Annotated in this window: 18 protein-coding genes; 9 read left to right on the top strand and 9 right to left on the bottom strand. The window is 44.8% G+C overall.

Annotated elements, in window-relative coordinates; translation table 11 throughout:
* Positions 1-153: 153 nt before the first annotated feature.
* The 3 genes from GJV22_RS05870 to GJV22_RS05860 all read left to right on the top strand — a co-directional run bounded on the left by GJV22_RS05870 (position 154) and on the right by GJV22_RS05860 (position 2208).
* Positions 154-1065: a nuclear transport factor 2 family protein gene (locus GJV22_RS05870; protein ID WP_163710030.1), complete on the top strand. Its 912-nt coding sequence runs from the start codon at positions 154-156 to the stop codon at positions 1063-1065.
* 122 nt (positions 1066-1187) lie between these two features.
* Entirely contained in the window at positions 1188-1370 is a 183-nt protein-coding gene (locus GJV22_RS05865) for a cysteine-rich CWC family protein (protein ID WP_163710027.1), read from the top strand.
* A gap of 544 nt (positions 1371-1914) precedes the next feature.
* Entirely contained in the window at positions 1915-2208 is a 294-nt protein-coding gene (locus tag GJV22_RS05860; RefSeq protein ID WP_163710024.1) for a hypothetical protein, read from the top strand.
* A 27-nt stretch (positions 2209-2235) separates the two neighbouring features.
* On the opposite strand, the gene GJV22_RS05855 is transcribed toward GJV22_RS05860, so the two are convergent.
* From GJV22_RS05855 to hutH, 9 genes are all read right to left on the bottom strand, one after another.
* Positions 2236-3030, bottom strand: coding sequence for a formate/nitrite transporter family protein (locus GJV22_RS05855; protein ID WP_163710022.1), 795 nt, complete (start codon positions 3028-3030; stop codon positions 2236-2238).
* 24 nt (positions 3031-3054) lie between these two features.
* Positions 3055-3804, bottom strand: a complete 750-nt coding sequence (gene pflA / locus GJV22_RS05850) for a pyruvate formate-lyase-activating protein (protein WP_205461754.1) — start codon at positions 3802-3804, stop codon at positions 3055-3057.
* Between the two features lie 98 nt (positions 3805-3902).
* Complete coding sequence (pflB, locus tag GJV22_RS05845) at positions 3903-6134, bottom strand: formate C-acetyltransferase (RefSeq protein ID WP_394367538.1); 2232 nt, start codon at positions 6132-6134, stop codon at positions 3903-3905.
* A gap of 51 nt (positions 6135-6185) precedes the next feature.
* Positions 6186-6551 (bottom strand): DUF6686 family protein, encoded by a 366-nt coding sequence (locus GJV22_RS05840; RefSeq protein ID WP_163710019.1) that lies wholly within the window; start codon positions 6549-6551, stop codon positions 6186-6188.
* Positions 6552-6777: 226 nt separating this feature from the next.
* On the bottom strand, positions 6778-8118 hold the full coding sequence (gene hutF, locus GJV22_RS05835) for a formimidoylglutamate deiminase (protein ID WP_163710017.1): 1341 nt from the start codon (positions 8116-8118) through the stop codon (positions 6778-6780).
* A gap of 33 nt (positions 8119-8151) precedes the next feature.
* Positions 8152-8952: an N-formylglutamate amidohydrolase gene (locus tag GJV22_RS05830; protein WP_163710015.1), complete on the bottom strand. Its 801-nt coding sequence runs from the start codon at positions 8950-8952 to the stop codon at positions 8152-8154.
* A gap of 11 nt (positions 8953-8963) precedes the next feature.
* Positions 8964-10964, bottom strand: a complete 2001-nt coding sequence (locus tag GJV22_RS05825; RefSeq protein WP_163710013.1) for a urocanate hydratase — start codon at positions 10962-10964, stop codon at positions 8964-8966.
* A 4-nt stretch (positions 10965-10968) separates the two neighbouring features.
* A complete protein-coding gene (hutI, locus tag GJV22_RS05820) occupies positions 10969-12204 on the bottom strand; it encodes an imidazolonepropionase (protein WP_163710010.1) in 1236 nt (411 codons plus the stop codon).
* 12 nt (positions 12205-12216) lie between these two features.
* Positions 12217-13791 (bottom strand): histidine ammonia-lyase, encoded by a 1575-nt coding sequence (gene hutH / locus GJV22_RS05815; RefSeq protein ID WP_163710007.1) that lies wholly within the window; start codon positions 13789-13791, stop codon positions 12217-12219.
* Positions 13792-13928: 137 nt separating this feature from the next.
* On the opposite strand from hutH, the gene GJV22_RS05810 reads away from it, so the two are divergent.
* The 6 genes from GJV22_RS05810 (at position 13929) to GJV22_RS05785 (ending at position 19652) form a co-directional block, all read left to right on the top strand.
* Positions 13929-14813 carry a LysR family transcriptional regulator gene (locus GJV22_RS05810; protein ID WP_163710004.1) on the top strand — a complete coding sequence of 295 codons (885 nt, stop codon included), beginning with the start codon at positions 13929-13931 and terminating at the stop codon, positions 14811-14813.
* A 246-nt stretch (positions 14814-15059) separates the two neighbouring features.
* Entirely contained in the window at positions 15060-16265 is a 1206-nt protein-coding gene (locus GJV22_RS05805) for a site-specific integrase (RefSeq protein ID WP_163710001.1), read from the top strand.
* A complete protein-coding gene (locus GJV22_RS05800; protein ID WP_163709998.1) occupies positions 16246-17130 on the top strand; it encodes a hypothetical protein in 885 nt (294 codons plus the stop codon). Before GJV22_RS05805 ends, GJV22_RS05800 begins: the two co-directional genes overlap by 20 nt.
* 98 nt (positions 17131-17228) lie before the next feature.
* The gene (locus GJV22_RS05795; RefSeq protein ID WP_163709994.1) at positions 17229-17501 is read left to right on the top strand and encodes a hypothetical protein; all 273 of its coding nucleotides are present in this window, start codon (positions 17229-17231) and stop codon (positions 17499-17501) included.
* 4 nt (positions 17502-17505) lie between these two features.
* On the top strand, positions 17506-18192 hold the full coding sequence (locus GJV22_RS22125; RefSeq protein ID WP_205461753.1) for an HNH endonuclease signature motif containing protein: 687 nt from the start codon (positions 17506-17508) through the stop codon (positions 18190-18192).
* The gene (locus tag GJV22_RS05785; RefSeq protein WP_163709991.1) at positions 18192-19652 is read left to right on the top strand and encodes a hypothetical protein; all 1461 of its coding nucleotides are present in this window, start codon (positions 18192-18194) and stop codon (positions 19650-19652) included. The genes GJV22_RS22125 and GJV22_RS05785 overlap by 1 nt, the downstream gene beginning before the upstream one ends.
* Positions 19653-19807 lie beyond the last annotated feature (155 nt).

The raw sequence follows: 19807 nt of genomic DNA, 5'->3' as shown, positions 1-19807 counted from the left end.
ATTGAGTCTTAAATAGTATAATGTTTTAGTTTGTTTTGTTTAGTCTCTTGAGGGTCAATGAAATAGTGTAGCATGTTTGTCCCCTTTTTCGTAAATTTAGTTAGATACACTACGTGTATTCAAATTAAATTATTTATCAAAATTCTCAGACGTATGAAAAAACTATCTATTTTGTTTCTCATGGTGTTTTTAATGGCATCAAGTTACGCACAAAAGAAAAACGGGACGGTTTATATTGAACATCCTGATTTGGACAAAGTCAGTCAACTTTGGGCAGCCTTCGAAATTGGTGATAAAGATGCCTTTGGTGCTTTGCTGGCCGACTCGGTTCGTATCGACAGGAATGGTCGTTTCTTTTTCCAGCCCAAGGCTGAAGTTGTAAAAAGCTTGGATTGGTGGGCCAAAGAGTTTGAAAACCTGAAGGTTGTTACGGATACACCGGCTTATGCCGATGCGATTGATTATGACGAAGGAGGAATGTGGGTTCAGGACTGGATGAAAATGACCGGAACGCACACCAAGTCCGGAATTAATCTCAATTTGAGGGTTCATCACCTATACAGTTTTAACGATGACGGGAAAATTTCCTCGATACACTATTACTACAACAATGATGTTTTTGAGGCAATTAATACCAGTGGCGGAACGATTGAAAACGGGAAAGTATACATTCAACATGCGTATATCAACGTTGTTCGCAAGGCCGTTAATGCTTATTGTGCCAAGGACTTGGTAGCCTTGGAAGGGTTTTATGCCGAAGATGCCCGGTTTAGTAATTCAACCATGAAGTGGCGTGAAAGTATTGGTTGGGACGAAGTTGCTAAAAGTTGGCAGGCCTTTTTCGACAAAACCGACGAAATTTCTTTTGAACAGATCGGTTATCCGGACTGCGTTTATTATGCGAAAAATGATGGCTATAATGTGTACAGCTGGTGGATTTTGCATACAACGATGAAAGAAGACGGTAAAAAAATTGCTTTGCCGATCATGTTGTCCACTTCATTTGACAAGGATGGCAAAATTGACTATGATATGGCTTACTACAGTAGCAACCACATGGAATAGCATTGCACTCTGAACAACTAAAAAAGAGAACTCATCGGGCCCCGGTGGGTTCTTTTTTTTGAACCGCCGGGAAACTTGCGTGTTTAGCTTCCGAATACAATTGTGAGTTTAAGGGAATAGCCATGAATAACTACGAAGCACCAGCCTGTGATAATTGCGGCGCCGATCTGAATTGCTACGGCGATCTGACTTGTGAATGTGCCGATCTGCAGATTCCTGAAAAGATTCAGGACTTTATTGGCGCTACTTTCAGTCGTTGCCTGTGCCGAAAGTGTATTCTGCAGTTAATGGCAGAGATGGAATAGATGCAGCAGGAGCCGGGAAAATAAGCCCGGAAGAAACACTTGCGGCAATTTCGAAGATCTTAGCGCATTTGGGAAACCGAAATTAGTGCGGCACTGCCGATCAAAGACGGGTATTCATCAATTTTGCTGACACCTACCTCCGTGAAAAGTTAAAAACAAAGCCTTCCGGGCAAAATGACGGCCGGGGAGGGGCTTTTATTGAACAATATCCACTAAAGTACAACCATATAAATGGCATATACAACCATATAAACGAATTATACGACCATATAAATGGCATATACAACCATATAAACGAATTATACGACCATATAAATGGCATGTACAACCATATAACTGAATTATACGACCATATAAATGGCATATACAACCATATAAATGAATTATATGACCATATAAATGGCATGTACAACCATATAACTGAATTATATGACCATATAAATGGCATATACAACCATATAAATGAATTGTATGACCGTATAATTGGCATATACAACCATATCTTCAAAATTGTTAATTGTATCCGCTTAAAATATGGTCGTATATGGGCTCATATACATTGTACATCTTGGTAATAGACGGTATCGCTGCCAATATAAACAGGGAAAACGGTTTAGTAAACAAGAGATGGGGCGTTGTAACTCGTGTTTATCCCACTGTAAATCAGACAGGCATCTTTATTGGTTATATCTTTCTCGTTATAAACCTTACATGCTGCCGGAACGACAAGATGCCGCTGGCCGCCGGATTGATAACTGAAATTTACGATGCTGTGCTCCGGGATGATCATTGGAAACGGCACGATTCTGCCAAACGAAAGTGCGTTGTTGTCGTGTAACCGGTAAATTGAGCTTGTTTCCGTCGGCTAGCGATCTGTTTTTCGTTTGCCGTAAGCATACCAATACAACGTGCCCACAAAGAAAGCACCTCCAACAATGTTGCCTAATGTCGCACCAATCAGGTTTTGGAAGACAAAATCGGACCAGGTGACCGATGAGCCCTCAAAAATAGCCAGCGGGATGAAAAACATGTTGGCGATGGAGTGTTCGTAGCCCAGGGCGACGAAAGTCATGACCGGCCACCAGATTCCCAGTATTTTTCCTGTTGTGTGCTGTGCCGACATCCCCATCCACATGGCCAGGCAAACCAGCCAGTTAGCGCCAATCCCTTTTAGGAATGTTTTGTAGAACGGGTTTGACGTTTTGCTTTCAGCAATATTCATCACCGTTTGATGCCAGGGCTCCTGACTGACCAGATCAGTGAGGTGAACCAAAAAATAGGCGACCAATATGGAGCCGATAAAGTTACCGATATATACCAGGATCCAGTTACGCAGCGGTGCTGTCCAGCTTTGGCTGCCATTAAGAACATTCGGCATAAAATAGGCATTGTTCCCGGTAAACAGTTCGGCACCTGCCATCACCACCATCATCAGTCCCACCGGGAAAGTCGCTCCAAAAATGAATTTGGCAATACCGGGATTGGTGGCTGCAATTTCGGGAATACCTCCGCCCACGATAATGGACAGCAGACCCCCGAAGGAAATATAAGCGCCGGCCAGAAAGCTGAGTACCAAGATCTTTTTAACTGAATAGTTGTCCTTTGTGATGGCCGTTTCGCCGGCAATTTCCAGTATCCGTGGTGGTGTGTTTAAGCTCATAGGTGTTGATGTTAGTGTTTCGGTTTATTTAGCGATGACCAGCTTAAAGTATTTCTTCAGAATTTCGTGCGCCTGTTGAATCTGTTCGGGTGTATTTTCAGACACATCGGTTAGTTGGTACTTTTCGCCTAAAGCTTCCCATTTATATTCCCCGAGTTTGTGATAGGGCAGCAATTCCACCCGTTCCAGCCAGGTATTTGTTCCTAACTTCTTTCCCAGCCAATTCAGCTGATCCGGATGATCCGTGTAGCCCGGGATTAGCACATAGCGCAGCCAGTAGGGCTTTTGACTTTTCTCCCGCAAGGCGATTAAGTCCAAAGCGGTTTGCAAGCCATCGCGGCCTGTTAGTTTTTCAAAACCGTCGCTGGTTGTATTTTTCATGTCGAACATGACCAAATCGGACAGCTCACTGATTAACTGTTGTGAATAAACATTCGAAACCGTTGCGTTCGTGTCGATATTGGTATGAATGCCTTCCTGCCGAAGCTTTTCGAAAAGTGGAATGAGCTTTTTACTTTGCAGCAAAGGTTCGCCTCCCGAAACCGTGACTCCTCCTGTTTTTCCGAAGTAAGTTTTCATATTGACCGCCCGCCTGACAAGCTCTTCGGTTTCAATCAATCGTCCACCTTCGTTTTTAATGGTATCGGCATTTTGACAATAGAGGCATTTCAGGTTGCAACCTTGCAGAAAAACGACCAGCCGGATGCCGGGGCCATCATGGGTGCCAAAGGACTCGATGGAATGAATGTTTAGCATGTCGGCGGAATCGCTCATCGTTGGTTTTGGTTGTTCTGATTAAGGAAAAGATACCCGTGTCCGGCTGTTCAGTCCGAAACACGGGTTTATTTTATGCGTGATTGTTCAAATTTCAATTACATCGAATCGTGGAAAGAGCGGGTAAGCACTTCCATTTGCTGTTCGCGCGACAAACGGACAAAGTTCACCGCATAGCCTGAAACACGGATTGTCAACTGCGGGTATTCCTCCGGATGAGCCATCGCATCTTCCAGCAGTTCGCGATCGAGCACATTCACATTCAGGTGTTGCGCATTCTTTCCAAAGTAACCATCGAGTGTGGCGACCAGGTTGGCAATGCGTTCTTCCTCGTTTCTTCCCAATGATTTTGGAACGATCGAGAAGGTGTTTGAAATACCATCCTGCGAATCCTTGTAGTCAATCTTTGCGACCGAGTTCAGCGATGCAATTGCACCATGCGTGTCGCGTCCGTGCATGGGATTTGCTCCCGGTGCAAAAGGTACTCCTTTACCACGTCCGTCGGGCGTAGCGCCGGTTTTCTTACCATACACCACATTCGATGTAATGGTTAACACCGACATGGTTGGATTGGCGTTTTTGTAAACCGGTAGTTTCTTCAGTTCATTGCTGAAGTGGGCAACCACATCGCGGGCAATATGGTCTACACGGTCATCGTCGTTTCCGTATTTCGGGAAATCTCCTTCAATCTGGAAGTCAATGGTCAGCCCATCTTCATTCCGAACAGGTTTCACTTTGGCATGTTTGATCGCAGAAAGTGAGTCGGCCACAATCGATAAGCCCGCAATACCATAAGCCAGGTTGATACGCGGATTGGTATCAATCAACGCCATTTGTCCTTTCTCGTAATAATATTTGTCGTGCATGTAATGAATGATGTTCATCGATTCATTGTACACACGGGCAACTTCTTTCATGGCTATTTTGAAATTCGAAATCACTTCGTCGTAATCAAGGTAGTCACTCGCAATCGCGGGGATTCCATTGACCACCTGAGTTCCGGTATTTTCGCATTTCCCTTTGTTAAGGGCCAGCAACAGTGTTTTTGCCAGGTTGGTACGGGCACCGAAAAACTGAATGTGTTTACCCAATTCCTGGAACGATACGCAACAAGCGATTCCATAGTCATCGGAGCAGCTGGTGGTTCGCATCAGGTCGTCGTTCTCATATTGAATGGATGAGGTGTCGATCGATACTTTGGCGCAATAAGCCTTGAAAGGTTCAGGCAATTGTTGCGACCACAAAATGGTAATGTTCGGCTCGGGTGACGGTCCCAGGTTGTAAAGGGTGTTCAGGAAACGGAAAGCCGTTTTGGTTACTTTACTGCGACCATCCATTAACATGCCACCGATCGATTCGGTAACCCAGGTTGGATCACCCGCAAAAATCTGTTCGTAAGCTTCCATACGCAGGTGACGGACCATGCGCAATTTCATCACAAACTGGTCGATGTATTCCTGCGCCTGATCTTCGGTAATGATGCCGGCCTGCAGGTCGCGTTCAATAAAAATATCGAGGAATGAAGAAACACTTCCCAGCGACATGGCGGCACCGTCTTGTTCTTTCACAGCTGCCAGGTAGCCCATATAGGTCCACTGAACGGCTTCCTGTCCGTTTTCTGCAGGACGGGACAGATCCAAACCGTAAGCCTTACCCATTTTAATCATGTCGTACAAGGCTTTGATCTGTTCAGCCACTTCCTCACGCAAACGAATGGTCGCGTCGGTCATCGGACCGGTAATATTTTCGAGGTCTTCTTTTTTGCCTTCAATCAACCGGTTGATGCCGTAAAGTGCAACCCGTCGGTAATCTCCAATGATTCGTCCGCGAGCGTAATTGTCCGGAAGGCCGGTTAAAAATCCAAGTGAACGGAAAGTTCTGATCTCAGATGTGTAGGTATCAAAAACGCCGTCGTTATGGGTTTTGGCATATTTCTCGAAGGTTTCGGCAATATTCGCATCCGGTTGGTATCCATGTTCAGCCAAGGCGCGGCTCACCACTTTGAAACCACCGTAAGGCTTCATCGCCCGTTTTAGAAGCTGGTCAGTTTGCAAACCAACAATCACTTCCTTGTCCTTATCGATATATCCGGCAGGAAAGGAGCTAATCGTGGAAACGATCTTGGTGTCAACAGCCAATAAGCCTTTTTTTGCCCGTTCTTCTTTTAGGGCTGCCTTGCAAATTTCCCAGAGTGCTTGTGTATTTTCGGTTGGTCCTTCCAGAAAATGGTGATCACCGGAGTAGGTACTAATGTTTTTGGAAACAAAGTCACGGACATCAATGGCTTCATTCCAGTGTCCTTCTTTAAATGGGTATGTCGATTTCATCATGTGTAGTGTTTATGTTAGCAGTTGATCCGGGGTGATTCAAATCAACCGTTTTTAATTTTTAGAAATGTTGAGTTCAACTGTTCGCGGCTTAATCAATTTGAACTTTCTGGGCGGAAACAAATTGGCGACCAGTAGTTCTTTCAACTCATAAAGTTCCTCCAGGTTGAACCCAATGAGTAGGTTCGGATGATTGATAGGGATGAGTATCTTTCGTTCGCCCGAATGATCCTCATTTTGTCGGATCCAGTATTTGCCATCAAGATTCTGAATGTAAGTCTGGAAATTATTGTATTCCTTTTGGGTGAAACTAAAATTCAGATTTTTGTAGTCCACGTGAATTTTATTGCATTCAGAACACTTGTAAATCCGCCCGTTTATTGTTTGATTAATCGTAAGTTCTCCTCTTCCTTGAATCATTTTATCTTTTTCTATTTAAAACGATTCAAAATAACAATTGTTTTCCGAGCTGTGCAATCGCTAAATGTTGGTATTTTCAGTATCTTGGTTTTAGGTGAAAAGGCAACATGCTACAATTAAGCAATGAGTTATGGAAATAAATTGGACAGAAAAATTTCAACCCTTATTTGAGCAATACGGAAGCCGAAGCCTCGAATTCCCTATTTAGCTGGAACTGTTCGCTGACTTAATAGTTGAGGGATGCCTGCTTGCAAGACGGGCAATATTCAGCATCTCTGAAAATCCATTCCCCGGCCACAATTGTTCCCAGTATGTTCGTGGAATCGGAATTGTAAATGATAGCCGGAAGTAAATGATCAGGGCCAGCCTGCCGGTAAAGCAGGTTCTTCGCGTTGTACACAACGGCGTCGAAAGCCGAACCGATTTTGAAATAGCTTTTGTTGTCAACTCCCATTGCTTTTCGTCCGTTCACCAGCGCCTGGTGTAATAAGGTTTTTCCGCCGTCGGCAAACGTATTCCGTTTATGACTCATCAATCGTTGCGCGTAGTCCATCCAGCGGAAATCTTCGAGCGGATTGAGGCTGATGTGGCTGTCTGTTCCGATGGACCAGTTTCCTCCGGCCTCATGATATTCCTTCAGCCTGAAAATGCCGTCTCCGAGGTTGCCTTCTGTGCCGGGGCAAAGCACAACGTTCGCTTTCGATCTGGCCAGCCCTTCCAATTCCTTGTCAGACAAATGGGTGCAATGAATAAGGTGAAATCGTTCATTCAAGTCCAAATTATTGAGTAGCCAATCAACAGGTGTGGTTCCCAAATGATTTCTACAGTCTTCCAACTCTTTCAGTTGTTCGGCCGCATGAATGTGGAAGGGTAAATCCGTTGGTCCTTTTGTCGCGGTGGCAATAATATCTACCGCATCGACTGCTCGCAGCGAATGAACGCCAAAACCTAATCGTGCGTTTTCGTAGTAGTCGACCGCCTTTTTACTGCTCTCCAAAAGGTTGAAATAATCGTCGGGCGTTGCAGAAATGAACCGACGTTGTTGCGGATAGAATTCAGTACCGAAATTTCCACGTTGATAGAATACCGGTACCAAGGTGATTTTTATTCCGGCTTCAGCTGCTGCCTCAATCAGCGCAGTTCCGGTTTCGGCCAGGTTGGCGTAGGGCTTTCCGTCCTTGTCATGATGCAGGTAATGGAACTCGGCTACTTCGGTGTATCCGTTCCGCAGCATATGCTGGTATAGTTGCACGGCGACCTTTTTCATGTCGTCCGGGCTGAACGATAAAGCGCACCGGTACATGGCTTCACGCCAGCTCCAAAAATCATCATCCGTTCCCGGCATGTGCGTTTCGGCCATACCTGCCATCCCATACTGAAAGGCATGTGAGTGCGCATTTTGAAATCCCGGCAGTACGTAACCGTCAATTTTCTCGAAATCGGGAAATAGTTCGCTTGGTTGTACCTGATCGAGATAAGTGATTTCACCGGATGTATTGATGCCGACATAAGCCGGACTGATCCAGCCCTCTTCGGTGAAAAGAGCAGAGAATTGAAAGAGTTTCATAATTTGATTGTGATTGGGGTTCGGTAATGGGATTTAGTCAAGTAGTTGTTGGCTCAACTTCTGTAGCGTTTCACGAAGCAGTTGCTGGATCTTTTCTGCTCTTGCCGGGTGATATCGTGTTTCAGAATCGTCCATGTAAACATCCTTCGACATTTCGAGTTGAATCGCATATTGCTTTGAATCCGGCTTGCCGAATGTGCGGGTAATGTTGCCGCCTTTGAAAGGTGTATTCAAACTCAGCTGGTAATTACCGGAAGCCAGTTTCCGGGTAACCAGTTTCTCGTGTTTGGCTGGAATCGTGGTGCTATCGGCCGTTCCCAATATCAGGTCCGGAAATGCTACGTTCCGGATTCCCGGAACATAGCGACGAATGGAGTGGCAATCCCAAAGCAACGCGACGCCAAATTTCTGATGCACTTCATCCAGCAATTGTTGTACGCCGGTGTAATAGGGGCTGAAGTATTTTTCCTTTCGGCGTCCGATTTCTTGGTCTGAAACAGCTTGCCTTTCGTCCACGTAAATTAAATTTCCGTTGAAATCGGTGGCGGGGCAGACGGAGGTGATTACCCGGCCATCGTTATAAAGCGGCACTCCGTTCGGATTCCGATTCAGGTCGATAACCAGGCGGCTGATATTTGCTTTGATGGTTAGCATGCCCAATTCTCGCCCAAATGCGTACAGGTCGTCAATAAACCAATCGGTGTCGTCGGCCGGAAGGATCTCCGGCTTAAAGTCAGTAGCCAGTTCTTCCGGTATCCCTGTGCCGCTGTGTGGTATACTTAGCACAACCGGTGACAGAATTTTCGCCGGGCGGGTGATGATATAATTTGTCATTGTTCAATTTCTTAGTTCAGCTTGTCCAAAATTTCGGTGTCTACCAAATTGGGTACGGTGACTCTCAAGCCCGGTGTTTGCTTCATTTCCTCCTGAATAGCGAAGTTGGCTTCTTTGTTTCTGGCCCAGGAGCGTCGGGCAATGCCGTTGTTGACATCAAACAAAAGCATCATTTTTAGTTTTTCATCGGTTTCGTCCGAGCCATCGAGGACCATGCCGAAACCACCGTTGATGACCTCGCCCCAGCCCACGCCACCTCCATTGTGCAGCGATACCCAGGTTGCTCCGCGACTGGCATCGCCAATCACATTTTGAACAGCCATGTCAGCCGTAAAGCTGCTGCCATCGTAGATATTGCTGGTTTCGCGGAAAGGGGAGTCGGTGCCGCTTACATCGTGGTGATCACGCCCGAGTACAATCGGCGCTGAAATTTTTTTATTGCGAATCGCTTGGTTGAAACGCAGGGCAATTTCAATACGGGCATCGGAATTGGCATACAAAATACGGGCTTGCGAGCCAACCACCATTTTATTTTTGCCGGCTTCTTCCATCCAGTGGATGTTGTCGGCGAGTTGCATGCGGGTTTCCGTCGGTGCTTTTTGGTGCATTTCGCGCAAAACATCCAGCGCAATCTGATCCGATAATTCTAAATCAGTCGGATTGCAAGAGCAGCACACCCAGCGGAAGGGGCCAAAGCCATAATCAAAATACATAGGGCCTAATATGTCCTGAACGTATGATGGGTAGCGGAACGTCTGTTTGTCTTCGGTCATTACATCGGCATTGGCTTTGCTGCATTCCAGTAAGAAAGCATTGCCATAATCGAAGAAATAAGTACCCTTTGCGGCATGTCGATTCACAGCCGCAGCATGACGGCGTAAGGACTTTTGTACTTCAATCTTAAACTGTTCCGGATCTTCCGAAATCATTTTCTGAGCCGCTTCAAAGCTCAGGCTAACCGGGTAGTAGCCTCCGGAATAAGGATTGTGTAGCGAAGTTTGATCCGATCCGATTTCAACATACAACCCAACTTTGTCGAAATGTTCCCAAACGTCCACCACATTGCCCCAGTACGCGATTGATACTGTTTCGGTCTTTTCTTTGGCTTCGGTTACACGGATTACCAAGTCATCCAGATTTTCGATAATTTCATCGACCCAACCTTGTTCATACCGTTTTTTAATTGCCTGGAAATTGACTTCGGCACACACCGAAATACAACCGACGATGTTTCCGGCTTTCGGCTGGGCACCACTCATCCCACCGAGTCCGGCTGTCAGGAAGATCTTTCCTTTTGGCGTTTCATCGAAGCCTAACTTTTTACGGAAGGCGTTCATCACGGTAATTGTTGTGCCGTGAATAATTCCTTGCGGGCCAATGTACATCCATGATCCGGCAGTCATCTGCCCGTATTGGGTAACACCCAGTGCGTTGAATTTCTCCCAATCGTCGGGTTTGGAGTAGTTGGGAATCATCATCCCGTTGCTGATGATCACGCGAGGGGATGATTTGAATGACGGGAACAGGCCCATGGGGTGTCCGCTGTACATATGCAGGGTTTGCTCATTGGACATTTCTGCCAGGTATTTCATGGTGAGCAGGTATTGTGCCCAGTTTTGAAATACCGCACCGTTGCCTCCATAAGTGATTAACTCGTGTGGGTGCTGTGCGACAGCTGGATCCAGGTTGTTTTGGATCATCATCATCATGCAGGCTGCATGGTTCAATTGTGCGGGGTATTCGTTTATCGGGCGGGCATACATGTCGTAGTTGGGGCGAAAACGGTACATGTAAATGCGACCGTAATCTTTCAACTCCTGCATAAACTCTGATGCCAGCTCGGCATGCCATTCCTTCGGGAAGTAACGGAGTGCGTTCTCAATGCTCAGTTTCTTCTCGGCAGCAGTGAGAATGTTCTTTCGTTTTGGCGCATGGCTAATTGTCGTGTCGTAGGTTTTCGGTGATGGTAGCTGGTTGGGGATTCCCTGTAATATTTGTGCTTTGAAATTCATGATGCTAGTTGATTTTTTGTCCGTTTTTATAAACATGAGCAGGCTTTAACTTACCCTGATGGTATAAAATTTCCCGGTAGTCGGAAGTTGGGAAGAGAATGAAATCAGCTTTTTGTCCTTTTGCCAGTTGACCGCGGTCGTTTAGGCCGAGCACACGGGCTGCACGATAAGTGATGGCAGCGAAGATCTCCGCAGCACTCAGTTTTTCAGCTGCTCCCAAAATAGCAGCCTGGCAAAGTAAATCGCCCATTGGTGCTGAGCCGGGATTCCAATCACTGGCAATGACCAGGGGCAATCCGGCATTGAGCAGTTTTCGCGCCGGCGCGTAGTTGCATCCCAGGCCTAAAGAAGCTCCGGGTAAGACAACGGGAGCGACATTGGCTGCTGCTAAACAAGCTATTTCTTTATCGGTGCTGGCTTCCAGATGATCCGCGCTCATTGCATCGTATCGGGCGGCTACGTTACTCCCTGTTGCTGTAAATTGATCGGCATGTACCGTAATGTCGAAACCCAATTCTTGGGCCTTGGTGAAATAATCAACAACATCTTCTGCTTGAAAAGCTCCTTGTTCGATAAAGGCATCGATTCGGGAAGCTAGTTTCTCTTCCACGATAACAGGGAAAAGCTTTTCAATTATTTTGCTTAGGTATTCTTGTTTGGTACCTGCAAAATCGGAAGGCACTGTGTGTGCTGCCAGACAGGTCGCGATGAGGTCGGCAGGGGTTCGGGTGTTGGCCTGCTGAATGGCTCGTAACATTTTCAGTTCTTCATCGACGGAAAGCCCGTAGCCACTTTTTACCTCGCAGGTAGTTACGCCTTCGGAGAGGTGCCGTGAAATTCGGGTTGTAATACCGTCGACCAATTCCTCTAAGCTGGCCTTCCTTGTTTGACCAACGGTGTCCAGAATGCCACCACCTTCAGCGGCGATTTCAAGATAGCTCTTCCCTGCAGTACGCATGGCATAGTCACGTGCACGCGATCCTCCGAAGCAAATGTGGGTGTGGCTGTCTACCAATCCCGGGAGGCAAACGAAATCTTCGTTTAGCTCAATCGTTCGTACTTGTCGGTCGTTGACTTCGGCTTTAAGTTTTTCAAAATCGCCGGTTTCCAGAATCCCGTGCTCATCAAACAGAATTCCTCCATTCGGAAAAGGTTTCAAAAGGTCATCAGCGATGGGGCCTTTGGCAGGAAGGTCTTCCAATGTCAGGAGTTGCGTCAGTGGACCAATTAAATAAGTCATGTCAACGTCAAATTAAAATTCGTCAAATAAGTTGCTAAGCGTTGTTCTGTAGGGCGCACCTGAAATGGCTGAAATTTCTTTCGCCAGTTTTACCAGGTCGGCATTTTTGACAAAGTTGATGGCGTGGTGCATATAGTCGTTGATCAGTTCATCCTCGGTTATGTGAGGAATTTGTTTGCGAATGTGTTTTTGCAGACCGTCAAGAATCGGAGTTGGGCGAAGTGGTGCATGGAAATCCAGCGCCTGGGCTGCGCAAAACAACTCCAGTCCCAGAACCCGTTCAACATTGTCGATAACTGTCAGTAATTTGCGGCCGCTAATGGAGCCCATGCTTACATGATCTTCTTGCCCCATGGAAGTTGGAATACTGTCGGCGCTGGCCGGGTAGCACAAGCTTTTGTTTTCGCTGGCTAAAGCAGCCGATGTGTACTGAACAATCATGAATCCGGAGTTTAGACCGGTTTCTTTGAGCAGCAGTTTCGGTACGCCGGGGTAGTTTCCCATCAACGACAAATAAATGCGGCGGTCGGAAATATTCCCGATTTCGGAAGCTGCTAAGCAGGCATAATCCATGGGAAGTGCGATGGGCTGCCCGTGGAAATTTCCGCCACTGATGGTTGATCCGTCGTCAAAGACAATCGGATTGTCGGTCACCGAATTGATTTCAATTTCAACGGTTTCCTTTAGGTGTAGCCAGGCATTCCACGAAGCTCCGTGCACTTGCGGCATACAGCGTAGTGAGTAAGGATCCTGAACACGGGTACATCCGGCGTGTGATTGAACGACCTCCGAATTTGTCAAGAGATTGGTGACTGTTTCAGCCGTGTGGCGGTTGCCTTTAAACGGACGGATTTTGTGCAGTTGAGGCAGAAAAGGTCGCGCCGAACCGGTGAGCCCTTCAATCATCATCGCTCCAATGAGATCGGCTGAAGCGATCAGGTTTTGCATCTTGATCACGGCAGTGACCGCATGGGCTGCCATAAATTGGGTTCCGTTTATGAGCGCCAATCCTTCTTTCCCATTCAGTTTCAACGGTTCCTGATTCAATTCAGAAAGAACGGTCTCTGCATCTCTTCTTTTTCCTTTGTAATCAAGCTTGCCGTAGCCAATCAACGGCAGAAAAAGGTGTGAAAGCGGCGCCAGATCACCGGATGCACCAACTGAGCCCTGTTTGGGAACAACGGGAATTGCGGCTTGGTCAATATGCCAGATAATGCGGTCGATAGTGGCTTCCTGAATACCCGAAAAACCTTTGGCCAGCGCATGAACTTTCAGCACCAGCATGAGTGCAGCAATGGAAGTCGGGATTGGATCGCCGGTTCCTACCGCATGACTCTTTAAAATATTCTCCTGCAGTTTTTTGGTGTCGGCAGCCGAAACACGCGTTGTACACAGTGGGCCAAAGCCCGTATTGATGCCATAAACAGCTTGGTCTGATTCTGTAATGTCTTCTACAATCTGCTGGCATTTTCTGATTCCTTCACGGGCAGTTTTGCTTAACTCACCTTTTAGTTCTCCACAGCTCAAAGCCAGTGCTTTTGAGGCTGTGAGGAAATCTTCTCCGTAATGAAATACTTCCTGGGACATATCTTGCTATTATTCTTTAGTCGATTATTTATACGATTGAGGCTGAGTATAGGTATGTATTCTCGGGTCTTGGTAATTCAAAATTACAGCTTATATTTGATAATTATAAATACCAATTTTGTCAATTGTTAATAACCATGAGTTATCATATTGAGCTTCGCCATTTAAGATATTTTCAGGTTTTAGCCGAAGAATTGCGTTTTAGGCGAGCTGCTGAGCGCTTGTTTATTTCGCAACCAGGACTGACACGGCAGATTAAACAGATGGAGGAATTGTACGGTGTAAAGCTGTTTGAACGGAGTAAACGCCACGTGGAATTGACTCCGGCAGGGCAATTTTTGAAGCACGAAGTCGATTTCATTTTTAACCATTTGGACATGGTGCAGCACCACCTTGAGAGTATTTCGATGGGGAAGGAGGCCGAATTGCGAATTGGTTTTATCGGTTCGGCCGCTCAAAAGGTCATCCCCGATTTATTACTCGATTTAAAACACAAGTTCCCGGATATTCAGGCGGTACTGGAAGAAACGTCGAATAGCCAGCAGTTGGAGATGTTGCTTAATCACAAAATTGATTTGGGCTTTGTGCGCATGCCGAATGTTCCGGCTGGGATTCAAAAATTAAAGATCTCCGATGAGTCGTTTGCCGTGATTCTTCCCGAATCCCATGCCATTAACTGTGACAATTTTGAAAGTCTGGAACAGCTGAAAGAGGAACAGTTCATCCTCTTTTCGAGCGAATACAGCTCGTTTTACTACGATTTGATCATGAGCATTTTTGAGGATCACCATTTTCAACCCAAAGTTTTGCATAAATCAGTAAATGCGCTCACTATTTTTAAATTGGTAGAAGAGGGAATCGGATTGGCAATTGTGCCGAGTTCACTGAAAGAAGGGTACGATTTGAAGATAAAACAAGTGCCACTTGATCATCTTACACAGCGAACCGGATTGTATGCCGTTTGGAAAGAGAATAACCGGAACCCTGCTTTGCAGAATGCCTTACAGTCTCTGTACTCTTGAAAACGAAAAAAGCAACCCAAATTGAGTTGCTTTATCTGTTGACCCGCCAGGTCTTAAATAGTTAATTAAGATAAAAAACAATTATTAACTAAAAGGTTATGTAATGTACTATTTATAGGCTTTCTAAATGTTTTTGTAAAAAGTTATTCTTCACTGCTTTTTAATTCTTTTCACTATTTTAGGGTGCAAATGAATAGTAGTTGCACCCTATTTCGTAATTTAGTGGGTAACTAGATTAACTACCATATGGCTAAAGTCTATTTTAAGGTTCGAACTAAACTAAGTCACCCGGAAAGCGACGTGTCAATCCGCGTCCGATTTAAGGACGCAAATGTTGATCAGATTGCCAAGACCGGGGAGGTTGTAAAGCTAAGGCATTGGAACTTGGAAAAGCAAGAGTTCAGGAAAACTACGTTCCCTGGCAAAGATCGTTTGGTAGGTCGGCTGAGGCAGCTTAAAGAGCATATCCATAATTGGGCCGAACAATCGTCTGAGAAAAAAGCGGGGTGGTTGTTGGACGTAGTTGATCGGTTCAGGTATCCGGAGAAGCATGAAACGAGGGTTGTTGACGACTTCTTCATCTGGTCGGCCAGGCACGTTGCCAATCTAAACATTAAACAGCAGTCGATAGCCAAGTACAATATAGTCCTTAAAAGACTCCGGGAATTCGATCCCGACTTGGACTGGCAGCACATCAATTATCAATTTTACGACAGGTATATTGCGTTTTTGCAACAGAGGGGGCTTGCGAAAAACACTATCGCAGACCACGTCAAGGCAATAAAAGCTATATGTAAGGCTGGAGCACTTCATAAGGTTAACCGGTATGACGATTACCTCCAATTTAAGAAGGAGACGGAGGATAGCGACAACGTATATCTGAACGAATCCGAGATTAACCGGATTTATCGAGCCAATTTATCGCGGCATCCTCATCTTGAAAAAACCAGAGACTTGTTTGTCATTGCTTGCTGGGTGGGGTGTAGGCATAGCGATTTAGGCAAAATAAGACAGGAGACCGTAAAGAACGGCTTAATCTACTTTAAGCAAACAAAGACCAAAGATCCCGTGGTTATTCCGATACACCCAGTGGTGCGTGAGATATTTGATAAGTATAACTGGGTATTGCCAAAAACAATAGCGAATCAGCCGTTTAACAGGGAAGTGAAGCTCATTGCTAAAGCAGCGAGCTTGAGGCAGAAGGAGACTGTTGGAAAGACAGTCGGTGGAGTTTATTCGGAAGTTAAATACGAGAAGTGGGAGCTTGTAAGTAGCCATACTGCTCGTAGGAGTTTTGCAAGTAATCTTTTTAAAGAAGGTGTTTCCGAGATTACGATAATGAATATGACCGGTCACAGAACACAGGCCGCTTTCCTGAAATATATAAAGGTATCAAAAGAACAACAAGCAGAAATGTTAGCAAAATTTTGGAATGAAAAGTATGAGTGCTGAATTTAAAGGTTATAGGCTAATTGCAGACTGTTGTGAGGCTGAAAGTCGCTCGCCGATCATGGAGGCATACGAGAGTTGTGCATCGAATACAGAAAAGATGAGGTTATATGGAGATCTGAAGGAAGCCGTATCAAGTATAGTTAATTTTGCAAACCAGCAGGAAGACGCCTTGATTAAGCAGTTGTTGAGTACTGACCCAGATAAGTTAGCGGATGTATTTACCAATCCTGACACTGGTGCAGGGTATTTTGGTGGTGCGGATCCCGAATATGCAGAAGAACTTGCTAAAGCAATAGCACCAGAAATTGAATTGATGCGTGAATTTTTTAGTAAGCCGATAACTATACAAGGAAGGGAGTTTGTGCCTCGTCTGTCAGATGATATAGACGTTGATTTGTCGCAGCTTACTGAAGGTGTTGTTTCGGCAACAGTATCATCTGGCTTTGTAAGACTTTTCATGGTGGATGAGTTGGAATTGATTCTTGAATATGATAATCAAAGCGAAGCTTGTGAGTTGTGGCGACGGAATCTTATCGAGATTAATAAAAAGGAAAAAGCCTTTTGGCAGAAGATTCCAGCACCTAAAAAAGCGATGTTTTGTAGACTTGTCATCGAGTCGGGGGTTGATATTCCCATCGACTTTACAAGTGTAGATCGAAGTTTTACTGTGATTTTAGCGCATTATGACTTTGGGACGCCCGGCAACGCCCGGAAGAATTATTCGAACATAGATCGGTTGCCTATCGCTAAGGAAGACACTAAATTGATCAAAGACACCTGTAGCATATACTTACCATTCATCCCAGAAGCCGATGCTGAGAAAGTCAGAACATACGTTAAAGTGAAGGTTGGTATCATTGTTTAGTCTTCTTCTTGGTATGAAGTGAAACTTTTGTCCACTGGACACGGAGGTGGTGCCCTTACATTTGATTTTAATTACTAACACAATCAAATTTGAACCTCATGGACAACCACATTACCGTAGTTCAGTTAAGCCCAGATCAGCTTAAAGAAATGATCTATTCCGCAGTCAAGGCATATATGCCGGTTAAAGAAACCAGTCCTGAACTGATATCAAGAAAAGAAGCAAAGAAAATCCTTGGTGTGCGGTCCGACCTAACTATGATCAGGTGGGAAGCCAAAGGTATGTTAACTCCCATTCGGGTGGGGGCTAAGATCATGTATCAAAAGGAAAATGTACTGAGTGCAGCTGAATCATTTGAACGAAAAAACTAATGATATGGCTGTAAAAAAAGAAGCCCCCGCTAGACATTCGGAGGCAAACATTGTTCGAAACGATACGAAGGATACGAGAAACAATATACGCATTTTTGTTGAGCTCGGAAAACGCTTTATGGTGGACTACCCTAAACTGGCAGAGTTTGTTGAATGGGGAGTAAATAAAGGCTGTCACTTGGAGATGTGGAACCTACTATTGGTAGACTATTGTCATGCAAAGGACAAGGCTGCAAGGTTACGCATTGGTGGAATGATCGCCTGCCTATTTATCAAATCAACAACTATCCGAAATTCGACACCGCTTTCACAGATCTTTAAGTTGTTTGCCGGACGAGATCGAGTGCCGATCGGGCATCTTGTTCGGGAGATACCTGGGATGTCAGATTATTTTGCATCTATGACAGGCCGAATTGTGTCGACAAAAAGGGAGAAAGCTCAGTTTATTAACCCGTCTAAAAATGGTGGTGGATATCTTGTCTTTTCTCCTTATTTGGAGGGAGTAAAAACTAGCGAGTATGTGCATAGGGCTGTGGGGAATACATTTTTGTCAAGAATTGAAGGGAAAGGTCAAATCAATCACAAAGATTTGGATAAGACGAATAATACCTTAGATAACTTGGAGTGGGTTACACAGTTAGAGAATATCCGTCATTACCACGAAAATAAATTAAAGGGAGGGCAGCACTAATGAATCCAATATCTATTAACGGAGCAGTTTCGGCTGCTCCGATGCTTACCTTTTGTTCTGTATCGGAGAAGGGAGAGGTTAGGCACTATGATGGTTTGTTTTTTGAATTTCTTGAATTTAACGGGTATCGGACTGTTCGTAACGGAAGTAACCTGGAGCTCGTTCGAATAGAAGGAAATGTGATTTCAACGGTCGATCATATTCAAATCAGACATTTCGTGCTAGGATTTGTGAGGAAGAATATGTCGAATGAAGCTGTGGACTTTTATTTATCCAAAAACAATCTTTTTAGTGTGTTTTATCTTAGTTCGCTAGCTACGGTTGAGCCTAAGATACTGAGGGATACTGAGACTTCCGCTTATTTCTTTTATCAGAACGGTGTTGTTGAGGTCACCAAGGGTGGAATATTAGATCCTGTGCCATATGAACAGTTTGGGCGATTAGTATGGAGTAGTCAGATTGTTCCGCGTAATTTTAAACATGTGTTTGACACCAGTGTGTTTGAGAAGTTTTGTAAACTAATATCGAACGCGAAGGAAGATCGATTTATTCATCTGCGTGGTTTAATCGGGTATATGATGCATAATTACCGGACTTCGGCAAACACCAGGGCGGTCATATTAAATGATGAAAATGTAAGTGATGAACCCGAAGGGGGTACCGGAAAGAGCTTAGTTGTGAAAGGTATCGGAAAAATCAGGAACGTTGTAGAGCGGGATGGTAAAAAGTTTGATCCAACGCACGAATTTGCCTATGCAAGTGTTGATGAGAGTACCGATATATTGCTGCTTGACGATATTAAACAAGGGTTTAAGTTCGAGGGCCTGTTTAGTGCAATTACCAATGGTTTTAACATCAATCGTAAGCAAAAAGATGAGTACCGGTTGCCAGTGGAAAAGAGTCCACTAGTTGTAATTACGGCAAATACGATTATTCGTGGTAACAGTAGTTCTTACAAACGAAGACAGTACTGCGTTGATATCGGCAAATACTTTTCCGCGAACCATACGCCGATTGATGAGTTTGGTCACACTTTCTTTGTTGACTGGGATTCTGCTGAATGGGAGAGGTTTGACAGCTTTATGCTAGCATGTGTGAAGCAATATTTGGCTGAAGGTATTGTTGAGGCCGCTGAATCGGACCATGAACGGAAAGAACTAATCCGATCAACTTGCGAAACTTTTGCTGATTGGATAGAGGACAGCATAGAAGGCCTTATTGGAGGAAGGTTTAATCCTACTTCCCAAACCAAGGGAGAGTACCTATATCAGTCAGGTATCAACGCAGCCATTGGAGATAAAAAGTTTATCAAATGGGTGAAGATCTATTGCAAGTTGAAAGGGTTGGAGTTCAGATCCGAACGAAAATCAGAAATGCGTGGCTTTATTATATTGCCCATGAGGGAAGAGAAAAATAAATCAAAGTCTGAACATCCTGTCACTAGTGTCAAGCTGTTTTAAATCAGACTATTTAGGAGTCATAAGTGTGACGATGAGGCGTCATTGTTAGGCAAGGTAATTTTAATTGGTTGGAGCATTTGTATAACGCATGACGCCTCTATTTACTTTGTTGACATAGCTATTTGTTTGATGTTTATGTCGTTATGCGAATCGTG

It is taken from the genome of Mangrovibacterium lignilyticum, assembly GCF_010882175.1.
Lineage (GTDB): Bacteria > Bacteroidota > Bacteroidia > Bacteroidales > Prolixibacteraceae > Mangrovibacterium > Mangrovibacterium lignilyticum.
Note: the sequence above shows the minus strand (reverse complement) of the source record. Positions and strands in the feature narration are given on the sequence as shown.